Raw genomic sequence first — 15,949 nt, 5'->3', positions numbered from 1 at the left:
AGGTTCCGCTCCCGGCCCGGCGCACCGGTCAGGCTCCGCCTGATGCTGGGCCGCCGCATGTCCGGGGACCGCAGCCATGCCGTCCTGCGCTCACGCTTCGCCCAGCGGCGCTTATGAGCGTTCCTCGCAAGGAAGACCGCCGGTCGCGGCGGCGGGCCGCTCCGGCGGAATGCCCGAATTCAAACCCAGCCGCCGTCGACGACGTAGTGCTGGTTGGTGCAGGCTCCCGCTTCCTCCGACGCGAAGAACAGCGTCGCGCGGGCGATGTCCTCGGGCACCAGCCGCCGCTTCAGGCATTGCCGGCGCATCAATTCAGCCTCGCTTTCCGGCGTGAGCCACAGCTCGATCTGGCGCGGCGTCATGATCCAGCCCGGCGCGATCGCGTTGACCCGGATGTTGTGCACGCCGAAATCTCGCGCCAGCGAGCGCGTCAGCCCGAGCACGGCCGACTTGGCCGCGGTATAGGCCGGCATCCCGCCCTGGCCGATCATCCAGGAGGTCGAGCCGAAATTGACGATCGCGCCGCCTTTCCGCGCGATCATGTCGGGCAGCACCGCCTGCGCCGCGAAGAACTGGTGCTTCAGGTTCACCGCCATGCGCTCGTCCCAGTATTCGGGCGTGATCTCCAGCGCGTCATGGCGCTGGTCGTGCGCGGCGTTGTTGATCAGGATGTCGACCGGGCCGAGCGCCGTGCGGATCGCGGCGATCGCCTGGCGCAGCGCGGCGATGTCGGTCAGGTCCGCACGCTCGAAATGCACGCTCGCCCCGCCGGCGGCGAGATCTGCCGCGGTGGCTCGGGACTCGTCTTCCTTCAGGTCGATGAAGCCGACCTTCGAGCCCTGCCCGGCGAAAGCCCGGACGATCGCTTCGCCGATCCCCGAACCGCCACCCGTGACCAGCACCACCTTGCCCGCGAGATCGGGATAAATCGCACCCGCCAAGACCGCCTCCTTCATCTCTGCCGCGCACGTATCGCGGAGTTCCAGGGATTCGAATAGCATCAGCATTTGAGTTGCGCACCTCAAATCCTGAGGTTACGGTCTCCGCAAACGACGGCCCGCCAGAGGCCGAACCCCAGGAGGAAGCCATGGCTCGTTTCAAGCGCCTGCTCGCCGGCATTGCCGCGCTTGCCTTCACCGGCGGCGGCGCCCTCGCCCAGACCACGGTCAAATGGCTGCACATCGAGGCCAACCCTGTCGTGGTGAAGATCTGGGAGGAGGTTGCCCGCGAGTTCGAGGCGAAGACCCCAGGCGTGAAAGTCGAGATGCAGTATCTCGAGAACGAGGCCTACAAGGCCAAGGCGCCGACGCTGCTGCAGTCCAGGGATCGGCCGCATATCATCTACAGCTGGGCTGGCGGCGTGCTGAAGTCGCAGGTCGAGGCCGGCGTCCTCGAGGACGTCACCGCGGCCATGCAGGGATACAAGGACAATCTGTCCGGGAGCGCGGTCGACGCCTTCACGCTCGACGGCAAGATCTATGGCGTGCCCTACGGCGTCTCGCAGGTCGGCTTCATGGCGAACAAGGACCTGCTGGCGAAGGCCGGCGTCGATGCCGGCAAGATCGTGCGCTATGACGACTTCCTCGATGCGGTGAAGAAGCTCAAGGCCGCCGGCATCACGCCGCTCGCGGTCGGCGGCGCCGACAAATGGCCGGTGCATTTCTACTGGACCCACCTGGCCGTGCGCCTCGGCGGCAAGGCGGCGATGCAGGCGGCACTCAAGGGGCAGGATGGCGGCTTCGAGGGCGAGACCTTCCAGAAGTCGGGCGAGCTGTTCAAGCAGCTCGTCGATCTCCAGCCCTTCCAGAACGGATTTCTCGGCTTCAAGAGCCAGCAGGCCATCGGCCATTTCGGCGACGGCAAGGCGGCGATGCTGCTCGCCATCTCCAGTTTCTACCACACCCAGAAGGTCTTCGCGGTCGACAAGACGGGCGTGCCGGACGACAAGCTCGCCTGGATCAGCTTCCCGAGCGTTCCCGGCGGCAAGGGTCTGCCGAGCGATACGCTGGGCGGCATCAATGGCTGGCTCGTCACCAAGGGCGCGCCGAAGGAGGCGGTCGCCTTCCTGAAGCACTTCGTCAGCGCCGAGCCGCAGAAGCGCCTCGCCGCCGGCAACTTCATCGTGCCGGTCTACAAGGGCGCCGAAGCCGGCCTCGGCAGCGCCTTCATGCGCAACATCGCCCAGAACATCGCCAACTCGACCTATCACCAGAACTTCTACGACCAGGATCTCGGCCCCTCCGTCGGCCGCGTCGTCAATGATGCCACCACCGAGATCGCCGCCGGCACGATGACGCCGAAACAGGCGGCCAAGGCGATCCAGGACGCGTTCCGCCAGGGTAACTGACGCAAACAACGACGACCCGTTAGGCAGATTCCCGGCCGATCGGATCATCAGGCGGCGGTCTCCCGCCGCCGACCGACCTCCCCTGCCATCCCGTCATCGCGCGAGGTGATCATGGCTGCTCTCGCCGGACGCAGAGTCGCCGATGTCGGCAAGCTCTCGACCATCCTGCTGTTCCTGCCGCCGGCGCTGCTGCTGTTCACGCTGTTCGTCGTGCTGCCGGTCGGCGAGGCCGCCTGGTATTCGGGCTTCAACTGGAACGGCTTCGGTGCGCCGACCAACTGGATCGGCCTCGACAACTACCGCTTCGTCTTCGACAACCGCGCCTTCGGCACAGCCTTCAAGAACAACCTGCTGATCATCGCCGTCTCGCTGCTGATCCAGCTGCCGCTGGCGCTCTCGCTGGCGATCATCCTGGCCGACCGCTTCCGCGGCGCGGTGGCGCTGCGGATGGTGTTCTTCCTGCCCTATATCCTGGCGGAGATCGCCACCGGCCTGATCTTCAGCTTCGTCTATGACGGCGATTACGGTCTCCTGGCCGCGCTCTACAAGAGCTTCGGAGCCGAAGCGCCGCATCTCCTCGCCAGTCCGCAGACGGCTTTCGCCGCCATCCTCGTCGTCGTGGTCTGGAAGTATTTCGGCTTCCACATGATGCTGTTCATCGCGGCGCTGCAGACCATCGACCGCTCCATGCTGGAGGCCGCCAGGATCGACGGCGCCAGCCGCTGGCAGAGCCTGCGCTATGTGGTCATCCCGGCCCTGGCGCCGACCATCCGCCTCTCGGTCTTCTTCGCCATCGTCGGCTCGCTGCAGCTCTTCGACCTGGTGATGCCGCTGACGCGCGGCGGCCCCTCGGACTCGTCGCACACCATGGTGAGCTTCCTCTACACCTTCGGGATCACGCGCATGCGCGTCGGCTTCGGCAGCGCCGTCGGCGTCATCCTGTTCCTGATCTGCGTGGTCTTCGCCTTCACCTACAAGCGCTGGATCATGCGCGATGAGTGAGCCCGCCTCCACCGCCACCTTCAGCGATGACGGCTTCGGCGCCGTCGCGATCGGCAAGGCGCTCTATCTCGCCGCCATCGTCCTGTTCGTGATGACGCCGCTCATCGCCACGGTCCTCGGCGGCTTCAAATCGCTCGGCGAACTGCGCGTCAACCCGTTCGGGCTGCCGAGCGTCTGGGAGTGGAGCAACTACGCCGACATCCTGCTCTCGCGGCGTTACTGGCAGCTCCTCGGCAACTCCTTCGCCATCGCCACGCTGACCGTGCTGCTGACGCTGATCTGCGCCGCCATGGCCGCCTTCGTCTTCGCCCATCTGCACTTCTTCGGGCGCGACATGCTGCTGAACTACCTGACGATGGGCCTGCTCTTCCCGGCCGCCACCGCGATCCTCCCGATGTTCATCAAGGTGCGCGATCTCGGCCTGCTCGACAGCCATCTCGGCGTCGTCCTGCCCCAGGTCGCCTTCGCGCTGGCGATGAGCATCCTCCTGCTGCGGCGCTTCTTCAAGGACCTGCCGACCGAGCTGCTGGAGGCCGCCCTCGTCGACGGCTGCTCCTATCCCAAGTTCTTCCGCTACGTGACGCTGCCGCTGTCGCGCCCGATCCTGGCGACGGTCGGCACCATCACCTTCGTGCACAGCTGGAACGCCTATCTGATCCCGCTGGTGATGCTGAACAGCGACAGCCTCTATCCCTGGCCGCTCGGCATCATGGTCTACCAGGGCGAGTACTCGACCGAGTGGCACCTGGTGCTGGCCTTCATCACCCTCACCATCCTGCCCACCATCATCCTCTTCCTCTTCGCCCAGAAGCACATCGTCGCCGGCCTGACCGCCGGCGCGGTGAAAGGCTGAGCGGCTGCCCATCCGGCTATCAAGGAGCGTCCCATGCGAAAGATCGGCGTCGGCATCATCGGATGCGGCAACATCTCGACGAAATACATGACGGCGATGCAGCAGTTCTCGACCATCGAATTGCGCGCCGTCGCCGACATGCGCACCGCCCCGGCCGAAGCGCGCGGCGCCGAGTTCGGCGTGCCGGCGATGCGGGTCGACCAGCTGCTCAAGCGCGACGACGTCGAGATCGTCGTCAACCTGACCGTGCCCCTCGCCCATACCGATGTCAGCCTCGCGGCGCTGCGGGCCGGCAAGCACGTCCACTCCGAGAAGCCGCTCGGCGTCAATGTCGCCGAGGCGCGCAAGGTCATGGATCTCGCGCAGGAGCAGGGCCTGCGCGTCGGCTCCGCGCCCGACACCTTCCTCGGCGGCGGCCACCAAACCGCCCGCAAGCTGATCGACGACGGGGCCATCGGCAAGGCCGTCGCCGGCAACGCCTTCTTCGGCTGCCCCGGCCATGAGCGCTGGCACCCGGCGCCGGGCTTCTACTATCTGCGCGGCGGCGGCCCGATGCTCGACATGGGCCCTTATTACATCACCGACCTGGTCAACCTGCTCGGGCCGATCGCCTCCGTCGTCGGCTTCGCGACGCGGCCCAGGGCCGAGCGTCTCGTCACCAGCCAGCCGATGAACGGCACGCTGATCCCGGTCGAGGTCGCGACCCATGTCACCGGCGTGCTCGAATTCGTCTGCGGCGCGGTCGTCTCGATCACGATGAGCTTCGACGTTCCCAAGCACAGCCACCGCCCGATCGAGATCTACGGCTCCGAGGGCAGCCTGTCCGTGCCCGACCCGAACCGGTTCGGCGGCGAGGTCCTGGTCGCCAAGGCCGGCGGCGACTGGCAGGCGCAGACCCTCAGCCACGGCAACAGCGAGGGCGAGTTCCGCTCGATCGGCGTCGCCGACATGGCGGCGGGCCTGATCTCCGGCCGGCCGCACCGGGCCAGCGGCGCGCTGGCGCTGCATGTGCTCGAAGCGATGGAAGCCTTCCAGACCGCCTCCGACGAGGGACGGCGCGTCACGCTCGCAACCACGGTCGAGCGGCCGGCCATGCTGCCGCCCGGCCTGCCCACCGGCACTCTGGATTGAACGAGGATCGACATGACAAGGACTGCGCTGATCGTCTGGGGCGGCTGGAGCGGCCATGACCCCGACCTCTGCAGCTCGATGATCCGGGGCTGGCTGAAGGCGGAAGGCTTCGACGTGCGCGTCGAGACCGCGACTTCGGCCTTCCTCGATCCCGAGATCCGCAACTACTCGCTGATCGTGCCGATCTACACGATGTCGAAGATCGAGAAGCCGGAGGCGCTCGCCCTGTGCGAGGCGGTCGCCGGCGGCGTCGGCCTCGCCGGCCATCATGGCGGCATGTGCGACGCCTTCCGCGACTCCGTCGACTATCAGTTCATGTGCGGTGGCCAGTGGGTGGCCCATCCCGGAGGGATCATCGACTACACCGTCGACATCACCCGCCCGGACGATCCGCTGATGCAGGGCATCGCCAGCTTCGAGCACCGCTCGGAGCAGTACTACATGCATGTCGACCCGGCCAACGAAGTGCTGGCGACCACGACCTTCACCGGCGAGCATGCGCCCTGGATCGAGGGCGTGGTGATGCCCGTGGTCTGGCGCAAGCGCTACGGCGAGGGACGGGTGTTCTATTCCTCGCTCGGCCATCGCGCCTATGAGCTCGACGTGCCGGAGATCCGCTCGATCATGACGCGTGGCCTGCTCTGGGCTGCACGCTGAGGCGCGGCGGCGAGTCCCGCCGGGAGGCTGGACTCAGGCTGCCCGGCAATGCCAAGGCCTGCGCCGCGAGACAGGATGCAAGGCGATTCCGTGGCGCAGACGAGAGGAGAGTTCGTGGAGGACGAGGTGGATCGGATCCGGACCCCGATCAGGAGGGCGACGCTGGAGGATGTGGCGCGCGAGGCCGGCGTCTCGCTCGCCACGGCCGACCGCGTCGTGAACCAGCGCGAAGGTGTCCGCGCCAAGACCGTCGAGAGCGTCAGGCGCGCGATCGCCAAGCTCGACTACCGGGCCAATCCCGCCGCGGCGCGGCTGGCGCGCGGCCAGTCCTTCCGCTTCGCCTTCATCCTGCCCTCCAGCACCAACGCCTTCATGGCCGGGCTGATGCAGCAGGTGCGCCGGATCAGCGACTGGCTCGAGCCGCAGAACGCCTTCGTCGACATCCTGCAGCTCGACGTCTTCGATCCCGAGGCGCTGGCGAGCGGGCTCGCCGGTCTCGCCGAGCATTTTCATGGCGTCGCCACCGTGGCGCTCGACCATCCCAAGGTCCGCGCCGCCATCGACGACCTCGTCGCGCGCGGCGTTCCCGTCGTCACCCTGGTCTCGGACGCCCCGACCTCCCGCCGCGCCCATTATGTCGGCATCGACAATCCGGCGGCGGGCCGCACCAGCGCCTCGCTGATGGGCCGCTTCCTCGGCGGCCGCAGCGGCAAGGTCGGCGTCATCCTCGGCTCGATGTCGCTGCGTGACCATGTCGAGCGGCTCTACGGCTTCCAGCAAGTGCTCTCCGGCGATTATCCCGGGCTGACCCTGCTGCCGGCCCTGGAGGGGCGCGACCGGAGCGAGCGCAACGAGGCGGCGGTGACCGGGCTCCTCGCGGGCCATCCCGACCTGATCGGGCTCTACAATATCGGCGCCGGCAACGAGGGTATCGTCGCGGCGCTCGAGGCCGCCGGCAGGCCGCTCGTCTTCATCGCGCATGAGCTGACCGAGGCGACGCGGCGCGGCCTTCTCTCAGGGACGGTCGCCGCCGTGATCAACCAGGACCCGGGCCATGAGGCGCGCTCGGCCGCGCGCGTCCTGATGGCGCAGGCGACGGGCGAACCCATCCTGCCCGACCAGGAGCGCATCCGTATCGAAATCTTCCTGCGCGACAACATGACTTGAGCCCGCGGATGCAGCCTCGGGTGGCCGGATCCTTCTCTCGTCCCGGCCTGCCCTGGCGAGGATGCAGTCCGACATCAGACCGTACCGACGTGGGCATCGTCCCGGCCTACCCTTCGGGCGGCAATAGCCGGGCGGCCGGACCTATCGGTGATGGCCGACCATGTGCAGGAAGCCGGCGAGCCGCGGATGGGCCGAGGCGCTGGCCAGCTCGGCCGGCCTGCCGCGCTCGATCACCTTGCCGGCTTCCATGAACCAGATCTCGTCGGCGACTTCGCGCGCGAAGCCGATCTCGTGGGTCACGCAGATCATGGTCATGCCGCCGGCCGCGAGCCGCTTCATCGCCACGAGCACTTCGCCGACCATTTCGGGGTCGAGCGCCGAGGTCGGCTCGTCGAAGAGCATCACCTCGGGGTCCATCGCCAGCGAGCGGGCGATGGCGACGCGCTGCCTCTGCCCGCCCGACAGCATGCCGGGCATCTCGTTCGCCTTCTCGGTCAGGCCGACGCGGGCGAGTTCCTCCATGGCGCGCTCGCGCGCCGCCGCCCTGGACATGCGGCGCAGCTTGGTGAGGCCGAGCGTGATGTTGCCGAGCGCGCTGAGATGCGGGAACAGGTTATAGGCCTGGAAGACGAAGCCGACCCGCTGGCGCAGCCGGTTGATGTCGAGGCCGCGGGCCGCGATATCGGCACCACCGACCAGCACGCGCCCGCCCTGAATGCGCTCGAGCCGCGTGACGGTGCGGATCAGGGTCGACTTGCCCGAGCCGGACGGGCCGACCAGCACCTTGACCTCGCCGCGCCGGACCTCGCCGGAGACATCGGCCAGCACCTGCAGCGGCCCGAACCATTTCTCGACGTTCTCGAAGCGGATCATGGCTGCCTCATGCCGCGACCATGACGCCGGGCGTGCCGCCGCGGCCGGCCGAAATGCGCCGCTCGATGAAGCGCGCCAGCGAGGTCAGCGCGAAGCAGAGGGCGAAATAGGTCAGCGCCAGGATGCCGTAGACCTCGAAGGGCTGGGTCAGCAGGACATTGTTGACCTGCGCGGCGGCGAAGGTCAGCTCATGGGCGCTGATGACATAGCCGAGCGAGGTCTCCTTGATGGTCGAGACGAACTGGCTGACCATGCTCGGCAGCATGTTGTGCAGCGCCTGCGGCAGCACGATCTTGATCGTCGTCGGCCAGTAGCGCAGGCCGAGCGAGGTCGCCGCCTCGACCTGGCCCTTCGGCAGGCCCTCGATGCCCGCCCGGATGATCTCGGAGAGATAGGCCGCTTCATAGACGACGAGCGCGATCACCAGGGTCTCGACCCCGCCGACGGCCCGGCCGATGATCAGCGGCGAGAAGAAATAGGTCCAGAAGATGAACATGATCAGCGGCAGGCCGCGGACCGTGTGCACGATCGCGGTCGCCGGCAGCCGCAGCCAGCGATAGGGGCTGAGCCGGGCGAGCGCCAGGCCGATCGCGAAGGGAAAGCACAGCGCCAGCGAGATCGACGCCATGAACAGCGTCATGGCGAGACCGCCGATCGGTCCGTGCGGATACTGCCCGATGAGGAAGAGCAGCCAGTTGTTCTGCAGGATCTCGAGCATCAGCGTGTCTCGAGCTTGAGGCGGTTCCCGGACCAGCTGCCGAGCGCCATGATGCCGAAGGAGATGGTGAGGTAGATCGCGGTCGCGACCGCGAAGGCCTCGAAGGTCTTGAAGGTATAGCTCTCGACCTCGCGGGTGCGGTAGGTCAATTCGCCGACGCCGATCGCCATGGCGAGGCTGGTGTTCTTGAACAGCAGCAGCGTCTGGTTGATCAGCGGCGGCACCGCGATGCGCATCGCCTGCGGCAGGACGACATAGCCCATGGCGCCGAGATAGCCGAAGCCGATCGAGCGGGCGGCCTCGTACTGGGCCTTCGGAATGGAGCGGATGCCGCTGCGGATATCCTCGGCGACATAGGCCGCCGCGGCGAGGCCGAGCGCGATCATGGCCAGCAGGAATTCGCCGTGATGGGCATTGATCCACTGCCGGGCCGGCCGTGGCAGCAGCGCGGGCACGCCGAAATACCAGACGAAGATCTGGACCAGCAGCGGGACATTGCGATGATATTCGACATAAAGAGCCACGAACCAGCCGAACGGCGGGAACGGGATCATCCGGACGAGCGTCAGGATGATCCCCATCGCCATGGCGAGGCACCAGGCCGCCGCGGTCAGCGCCAGCGTGGTGGCGACGCCGATCAGGAACCAGTCGAGATATTTCCCGCTCAGCACGCTGCCGAGATCGAAGACATAACCCATCGGCCGGCTTCCTGGTGTCCGCCCTCGGCTCAGCCCTTGATCTCTTCGATCTTGTAGTCGCGCTTGATGTTGAAGGCTGTCTCCGGCCCGAACCACTTCGAGAAGGTCTTGTCGATCTCGCCCGAGCCGGCCGCCTTGGCGAGGGTCTCGTTGACCAGCGTCTTGAAGGCGGTCTCGCCCTTGCGCAGGCCGAGCCCCCAGGGCTCGACGAAGAGCGACTTCTCGATCACGACCATCGGCACCTTGGACTGCTTGGCGAGCTTCACCAGGATCAGCTCCGACGCGCAGAAGGCGTCGACCTTGTCCTGCGTCAGCGCCAGGAAGGCCGACGAGGTATCCTGGAAGGTCACGGTCTCGGCGGTCGGGATCAGCCGCCGCACGCCCTGCTCGGAGGAGGAGCCCTTGATGGCGGTGATCTTCTTGCCGGCGAGCCCTTCGGCGGTGGTGATGCCGGCCTCCTTGGTGGTCAGCAGCTTCTGCTGGCTGACGAAATAGGAATAGGAGAAGTCGATCTGCTGGGCGCGCTCCGGCGTGTAGCCGAGATTGGCGGCGAGGATGTCGACGCGGCCCTGCAGCAGCTCGGGAATGCGGGCCTCGACGGCGATCGTCTTCAGTTCGAGCGGGACGCCGATCGCATCCGCGACCTTCTTGCAGATGTCGACGTCGTAGCCGACGATCTCGCGGGTCTGCGGATGCTGGAAGGAGAACGGCTCGGAGGTGCCGAGCGTGCCGCAGATCAGCTTGCCGCGTGCCTTGATGTCGGCGAGCTGGTCTGCCCGGGCGACGCCGGAGATGCCGGCGGCGAGAGCGGCCGCGAGGCCGAGAACCGAAAAGAGCTTCATCATCATCCCCTGTCGTTATGATCGTTGCAGTGCGTCGCAGGCCGTCTTGATGCGGGCGCAGGCGTCCTCGATCGCGCCGAGCGAGGTCGCGATCGACAGGCGCAGATAGGGCGAGAGCCCATAGGCCGAGCCGTCGAGGACGGCGACGCCGGCCTCCTCGAGGAAGTACAGCGCGACATCGAGATCGCTTTGCAGCACGCGTCCATCCGGCCGCCGTCGGCCGATCAGCCCGGCGCAGCTCGGATAGACATAGAAGGCTCCATCCGGCTTCAGGCAGCTCATCCCATCGATCGCGTCGAGCAATTCGACGGCGCGGTCGCGACGCTGGCGATAGGCGGTCCGCGCCTCCGCGACGAAGCTCTGATCGCCTTCGAGCGCCGCGGCGGCCGCAGCCATGCACATCGAGGCCGCGCCCGAAGTCGTCTGCGACTGGATGATGTTGATCGCCTTCACCAGCGCCCTCGGCCCGGCGCCGTAGCCGATCCGGAAGCCGGTCATCGCATAGGTCTTGGAGACGCCGTTGACGAGCAGGGTGCGCTCGCGCAGCTCAGGCGCAAGCGCGACCGGGCAGACCGGCGCGCCGCCGTCGAAGCGGATGTGCTCGTAGATGTCGTCGGTCATCAGGGCGACCTGCGGGTGGCGCTTCAGCACCCCGGTCAGCGCCTGCATCTCGGCGGCGGAATAGAAGGCGCCGCTCGGGTTCGACGGCGTGTTCAGGATCAGCCAGCGCGTGCGCGGCGTGATCGCCGCTTCGAGGGCATCGGCAGTGAGCTTGAAGCCGGCATTCTCGCCGCAGGCGACGATCACCGGCGTGCCGTCGCAGGCCAGCACCATGTCGGGATAGGACACCCAATAGGGCGCGGGAACGATGACCTCGTCACCCTCCCCGACCGTCGCCGCCAGCGCGTTGAAGATCACCTGCTTGGCGCCGCTGCCGACCACGATCTCGTCGGCGGCATAGGTCACGCCGTTCTCGCGCTCGAGCTTGGCTATGATCGCCTTGCGCAAGCGTACCGTGCCGTTGACCGGCGCATAGCGCGTCTCGCCGGCCGCCATGGCGGCGGTTGTCGCCTGCTTGATATGGGCGGGCGTGTCGAAGTCCGGCTCGCCGGTGGTGAGGTCGACGATGTCCCGCCCCTGCGCCTTCAGTTCCTGGGCGCGCATGCGCGCCACCATGCTGGGCGAGGGCTTGATCCGGCTGACGCGCGCGGAAAGCGGGATCGCAGCAAGCGTCATGACGTGGCCTTTCCCGCGCCCATGTAGAACGTGTCGACCTTGCCCTCGGCGATCGCGGCGAGCGCGTTCGCCTCACGCTCTTCCTGCTGTCGGACCAGCGCGAGGAGCTCGGCCGCGTCGGCGCGGTCGAAGGCGACGACCCCATCAGCGTCCCCGACCACGACATCACCCGGCATCACCACCATGCCGTCGACCGCGATCGGCACGTTGATCTCGCCCGGCCCGCTCTTGTACGGGCCGCGATGCGTCACGCCACGGGCATAGCAAGGGAAGTCCGATCGCAGGAACGCATCGACGTCGCGGATCGCACCGTCGATGACGAAGCCGGCGATGCCCATCTGGCGCGCACGGCTCATCATGATCTCGCCGACAAGCGCCTGGGTCAGGTCGCCGCCGCCGTCGACGACGAGGACGTCGCCGTGACGCAGCAGCTCGTAGGCGCGGTGCAGGACCTGGTTGTCGCCGGGCCTGGTCTTGACCGTGACAGCCGTACCGAGGAGGCGGCCTGAGCGATGATAGGGCCGCAGGGCCTTCGTGCCGTGCAGGCGATTCATCACGTCGGAGATGATCGAGACGGCGGCATCGCGGAAGCCGTCGAGGATCGTGCCGGGGACGGCGGGGCCGCTCGGATTGTTGCGATGACCGATCAGCGGCATGGAAGATTCTGTCCCGGCAGGCGTCGTTGTGAAAACTATGTGACACGTTCCGAATGACAGAAAGCGAATTAATTTCTTGCCAGCCATCGCTTTTCTTCATTAGCAGAGCTGGCAGGTGGAGGCGAAGCGATGCCGGCGAGCCTGAGGCAGATCGAGGCGTTCTACTGGACCGCCAGGCTCGGCGGCTTCACCGAGGCGGCGCGTCATCTTCACCTCGCCCAGTCGACCGTCTCGAAACGGATCATCGAACTCGAGGCGGTCATCGGCGGGCCGCTCTTCGATCGCGCCAGCCATGCCTTGTGCCTGACCCGGGCCGGCGAGGCGAGCCTGCCCCTCGCCGCCGAGATGCTGGCGCTGGAGCCGCGTTTCCGCGAGGCGGCGGGCGGCGCGGCGACCTTCTCGGGGCCGTTCCGCTTCGGCACCACCGAGCTCGTCGCCTTGACCTGGCTGCCCAAGCTGATCGTCGCGATGAAGCGCGACTACCCCAATGTCGTGCCGGTTCCGGAGGTCGCGGCCAGCGTCGACCTGTTCGGCAAGCTCGGCGGCAACGAGCTCGATCTCGTCATTGGGCTCGACCCGCCGCAGACGGCGGAGTTCTCCAGATTGCCGCTCGACGCCGCCCAGCTGGAATGGGTGGCTGCGCCCGGCTTCGGCCCGGCGGAGGAGATTATCCCGCTGCGGGAGATGGCACGCTATCCGATCCTGACGCAGACCCAGGGTTCGGGCCTGCAGAAGCTGGTACTCGACTGGGCGGTGGCGAATGGGCTGGAGATCAACCGCGCCGTGCAGTGCAACAGCCTGAACGTTCTGGCCGGCCTCGCCGCCGCCGGGCTGGGCGTCACCTTCCTGACGGCCAGCTATTTCGCACCGGAGATCGCCCGCGGCCACCTGCGCATCATCAGGACCGATCCGCCGATTCCGCCACTGCGTTACTACGCCGTCCATCGCAAGGGCGATGTGTCGCCCCTGGCCGAGCGCGTTGCGGCAATCGCGCAGCAATCCTGTGACTTCAGCGCCCGCAGCCTGCCGCGGGAGTGAGTGTCGAGGCGGGCGCCTTCGTTGCTTGCCCGCGAGTGGCGCTACACGCCCACGCCGCGGCGGCAGAAGCAAGCCCGTTCTCGTGGGTCAGGACCGCCTCAATCTGATCGGTCTCTCGCCTGCCGAGGTTGGACAGCAACTGCAGTTCCTGCTCACCGGCGTCACCGTCACGCAGGTCCGCGAAGATATCCGCAAAATCACGACAGATCTGGTTCTGAAGGCCCTGTCCCGATTTGGCATAGCAAGCCGGAAACCGCTTCGCGGATCCGCGGCCGGATCGAGCGTGTCCTCGATGCTGCAAAAGCGCGCGGGCTGATCGCATCGCCCTGGGAGAACCCGGCGCGCTGGCACGGCCATCTCAGCAATCGGCTGCCCAAGCGCAAGAGGCTGTCGCGCGGCCATGCGCGTCGTGCAGGTGCACCTGCACGAGGTGGAGCAGGCGCCCAACCGCCCAGGTCGCCCCCCCTGCACGATCCCGGATCGATTGCGATGCTTCTCGGCGGTGGCGAGCGCGAGCTCGAGGTCGCCTCCCTGATCTCGCTGCCAGAACGGACCGATCAGGCCGATGAAGCCCTCATCCTCGATCCGCGACCAGCCCGCCGCTGCAAGGGTCTCATTCGGTCCTGTCATGCAAAGTCTCGGCCGGAGAGGACGGCGACACCGTCCGCCGCTACGGCGCCGCTCCCTTGCGGCAACACAAAGAGCGGATTGATCTCGGCTTCCGACAGCCGCTCGCCGAGCTGGGCGACCATGGCGGAGAAGTCGACAATGGCCGAGACCAGGGCATCGACGTCCAGTTTCGGCCGGCCACGATAGCCGTCGAGCAGCGGCCAGCCCTTGAGCTCCTGCGCCATGGCGAGCGCCTCTTCCCGGCTCAGCACGGTGCCGGGCGCGAGCAACCGGATCGTCGTGTCCTTCATCAGCTCCGCCGTCACGCCGCCGAGGCCGAGGAGCAGGACGCTACCGAGCGCATCGCGATGGCAGCCCAGGATCAGCTCGAGCCCACCGGGAGGCACCATCTCCTGGACGATATAGCCCTCGGGCGCGACACCGGCGCGTCGTTCGACCTCCTGCCTCATCCGCTCCAGGCGAGGACCGATGGTCTCGGCATCGAGCGACACCGCAACACCTCCGACATCGCTCTTGTGCGTGATCGTCGAGGACAGGATCTTGAGCACGACCGAGCCTCCGAAATTGCGGGCGGCGGCGCTTGCTTCGCCCGCGTTACTGACCTCGACCTCGCGCACGCAGCGCAAGCCGAAGCGGGCGAAAAGCTCCTTGGCCCGCTTCTCGTCGAGCGATCCGCGCCAGTCGGCAGGAACCTCCGCCACCTGCCGCCCAGTGGCCGCTTCGGCCTTCGCCGGGGGCTGCCCGGCAGCCCAGAGCGCCGAGAGCGCGGCCGCGACGGCTTCCGGCGTATTGAACGCCGGGACGCCCTGCCGGGTCAGCCGCGCCGCCGCCTCCGGCGCGTGCGGGCTGACATAGGCGAGGACCGGCTTGCTGCCGCTCGGCGAAGCGGCGCGGATCGCATCACCGATCAGCTCGGGCTGGGCGACGCTGGAAGAACCGACGATCACGGCCAGCGCGTCATAGGATGGACTTTCCAGCAGCGCGCCGATGCAGCCCTTCAGCACGTCGGGTTGCAGACCCGCGAGCGTGATGTCGACCGGATTGCCGTCGAGCGCACCATGGCCCTCCGGCATCGCCTGCTTGAGCCTAGCGACCGTCGCTTCGTCGGGAACCGGCGCATCGAAGCCGGTTAGCCCGAGGCTGTCGGCGACCAGCGTGCCCGCGCCGCCCGTCGAGGTGAGTACCGCAACGCGCCGCCCCTTGAGCACGGGCTGCGTCGCCAGCGCGGCCGGCACGTCGACGAGATCGCCGAAGCTCTGAGCGCGGATGACGCCGAGGTCACGGAAGAAGGCGTCATAGGTCCGGTCCGAGCCCGCCATTGCCCCGGTATGGGAGGCGGCGGCGCGCGCTCCGGCGTCCGAGCGGCCGATCTTGAGCGCGACGATCGGCTTACCGGCCGCGCGCGCCTTGGCGGCGGCACGGCGGAAGGTCTCGGGGTTGCGGATCGTCTCGATGTAGAGCGCGATCACCGAGGTCCGGGCGTCGTCGGCGAGATAGTCGATGAAGTCGGCGATCTCCAGATCGGCCTCGTTGCTGGTGGCCACGAGCTTGGACAGGCCGATGCCGCGGGCCGCAGCGCGCGACAGGAGCGCCCCGAGGATGCCGCCGCTCTGCGAGACCACCCCGACGGGGCCCTTCTGGAACTGACCGGCGGCGAGGGCGCCGCTCGCCGAGAGCGGAACGCCGTCGCTGACATTGACGAGGCCGATCGTGTTCGGGCCGAGAATGCGCATGGGCCCGGCTGCTTCGAGCAGCTCCGCCTGCCGGCTCCTGCCATCCGCGCCCGACTCGCCGAACCCGCTCGCCAGCACGATGGCGTATCGCGTGCCCTTGGCGGCGAGATCGCGGACCGCCTCGACGGTTCGCGCCGCGCCGAGCAGGACCATCGCGACGTCGGGTTCCGAGGGCAGCGCGTCGACGCTGCCATAGCAGCGCAACCCGTCGATCTCGCCGACACGCGGATTGACCGGATAGATTTCGCCGCCGAAGGCCTGCTGGCGCAGGAAGCGGATCGGCAGGCCGGAGGTCTTTGTGGCATCCGTCGAGGCGCCGACGACGGCGACGCTGCGCGGGCGGAACAGGGTCTCGATCGCGCTCATCG

16 protein-coding genes are annotated in these 15,949 nt (G+C 67.7%); 8 read left to right on the top strand and 8 right to left on the bottom strand.

What is annotated here, in order from left to right; translation table 11 throughout:
- Window positions 1-179: 179 nt before the first annotated feature.
- A complete protein-coding gene (locus CS1GBM4_RS08290) occupies window positions 180-956 on the bottom strand; it encodes an SDR family oxidoreductase (RefSeq protein ID WP_186418223.1) in 777 nt (258 codons plus the stop codon).
- 131 nt (window positions 957-1,087) lie between these two features.
- Between CS1GBM4_RS08290 and CS1GBM4_RS08285 the strand changes: the two genes are divergently transcribed.
- The 6 genes from CS1GBM4_RS08285 to CS1GBM4_RS08260 all read left to right on the top strand — a co-directional run bounded on the left by CS1GBM4_RS08285 (window position 1,088) and on the right by CS1GBM4_RS08260 (window position 7,157).
- On the top strand, window positions 1,088-2,347 hold the full coding sequence (locus CS1GBM4_RS08285) for an extracellular solute-binding protein (protein ID WP_186418222.1): 1,260 nt from the start codon (window positions 1,088-1,090) through the stop codon (window positions 2,345-2,347).
- A 111-nt stretch (window positions 2,348-2,458) separates the two neighbouring features.
- On the top strand, window positions 2,459-3,349 hold the full coding sequence (locus tag CS1GBM4_RS08280) for a sugar ABC transporter permease (protein ID WP_186418221.1): 891 nt from the start codon (window positions 2,459-2,461) through the stop codon (window positions 3,347-3,349).
- Window positions 3,342-4,202 (top strand): carbohydrate ABC transporter permease, encoded by an 861-nt coding sequence (locus tag CS1GBM4_RS08275; RefSeq protein ID WP_186418220.1) that lies wholly within the window; start codon window positions 3,342-3,344, stop codon window positions 4,200-4,202. Before CS1GBM4_RS08280 ends, CS1GBM4_RS08275 begins: the two co-directional genes overlap by 8 nt.
- Window positions 4,203-4,235: 33 nt before the next feature.
- On the top strand, window positions 4,236-5,333 hold the full coding sequence (locus CS1GBM4_RS08270; protein ID WP_186418219.1) for a Gfo/Idh/MocA family oxidoreductase: 1,098 nt from the start codon (window positions 4,236-4,238) through the stop codon (window positions 5,331-5,333).
- Window positions 5,334-5,345: 12 nt separating this feature from the next.
- A complete protein-coding gene (locus tag CS1GBM4_RS08265; protein WP_186418218.1) occupies window positions 5,346-5,990 on the top strand; it encodes a ThuA domain-containing protein in 645 nt (214 codons plus the stop codon).
- A gap of 126 nt (window positions 5,991-6,116) precedes the next feature.
- Entirely contained in the window at window positions 6,117-7,157 is a 1,041-nt protein-coding gene (locus tag CS1GBM4_RS08260; protein ID WP_244607123.1) for a LacI family DNA-binding transcriptional regulator, read from the top strand.
- A gap of 141 nt (window positions 7,158-7,298) precedes the next feature.
- Here CS1GBM4_RS08260 and CS1GBM4_RS08255 read toward each other — a convergent pair whose 3' ends face one another.
- From CS1GBM4_RS08255 to CS1GBM4_RS08230, 6 genes are read right to left on the bottom strand one after another with little or no spacing between them, the layout of a single operon-like run.
- Window positions 7,299-8,030, bottom strand: coding sequence for an amino acid ABC transporter ATP-binding protein (locus CS1GBM4_RS08255; RefSeq protein WP_186418216.1), 732 nt, complete (start codon window positions 8,028-8,030; stop codon window positions 7,299-7,301).
- A 7-nt stretch (window positions 8,031-8,037) separates the two neighbouring features.
- Window positions 8,038-8,748 (bottom strand): amino acid ABC transporter permease, encoded by a 711-nt coding sequence (locus tag CS1GBM4_RS08250; RefSeq protein WP_186418215.1) that lies wholly within the window; start codon window positions 8,746-8,748, stop codon window positions 8,038-8,040.
- On the bottom strand, window positions 8,748-9,446 hold the full coding sequence (locus CS1GBM4_RS08245) for an amino acid ABC transporter permease (RefSeq protein ID WP_186418214.1): 699 nt from the start codon (window positions 9,444-9,446) through the stop codon (window positions 8,748-8,750). Before CS1GBM4_RS08245 ends, CS1GBM4_RS08250 begins: the two co-directional genes overlap by 1 nt.
- Before the next feature lie 29 nt (window positions 9,447-9,475).
- Entirely contained in the window at window positions 9,476-10,288 is an 813-nt protein-coding gene (locus CS1GBM4_RS08240) for an ABC transporter substrate-binding protein (RefSeq protein ID WP_186418213.1), read from the bottom strand.
- 15 nt (window positions 10,289-10,303) lie between these two features.
- Entirely contained in the window at window positions 10,304-11,524 is a 1,221-nt protein-coding gene (locus tag CS1GBM4_RS08235) for an aspartate transaminase (RefSeq protein WP_186418212.1), read from the bottom strand.
- Window positions 11,521-12,180 (bottom strand): RraA family protein, encoded by a 660-nt coding sequence (locus CS1GBM4_RS08230; protein WP_186418255.1) that lies wholly within the window; start codon window positions 12,178-12,180, stop codon window positions 11,521-11,523. Before CS1GBM4_RS08230 ends, CS1GBM4_RS08235 begins: the two co-directional genes overlap by 4 nt.
- Window positions 12,181-12,309: 129 nt before the next feature.
- On the opposite strand from CS1GBM4_RS08230, the gene CS1GBM4_RS08225 reads away from it, so the two are divergent.
- Together CS1GBM4_RS08225 and CS1GBM4_RS24820 are read left to right on the top strand one after the other, a co-directional pair.
- Complete coding sequence (locus CS1GBM4_RS08225) at window positions 12,310-13,218, top strand: LysR family transcriptional regulator (RefSeq protein WP_186418211.1); 909 nt, start codon at window positions 12,310-12,312, stop codon at window positions 13,216-13,218.
- A gap of 82 nt (window positions 13,219-13,300) precedes the next feature.
- Window positions 13,301-13,534, top strand: coding sequence for a hypothetical protein (locus CS1GBM4_RS24820; protein WP_348522316.1), 234 nt, complete (start codon window positions 13,301-13,303; stop codon window positions 13,532-13,534).
- 310 nt (window positions 13,535-13,844) lie between these two features.
- Here CS1GBM4_RS24820 and CS1GBM4_RS08215 read toward each other — a convergent pair whose 3' ends face one another.
- Window positions 13,845-15,947, bottom strand: coding sequence for an acetate--CoA ligase family protein (locus CS1GBM4_RS08215; RefSeq protein WP_186418210.1), 2,103 nt, complete (start codon window positions 15,945-15,947; stop codon window positions 13,845-13,847).
- Window positions 15,948-15,949: the final 2 nt, after the last annotated feature.

The sequence above is a fragment of the Allobosea sp. CS1GBMeth4 genome (assembly GCF_900185715.1).
Taxonomy (GTDB): Bacteria; Pseudomonadota; Alphaproteobacteria; order Rhizobiales; family Beijerinckiaceae; genus Allobosea.
This window is presented reverse-complemented; position numbering and strand designations above follow the sequence as displayed.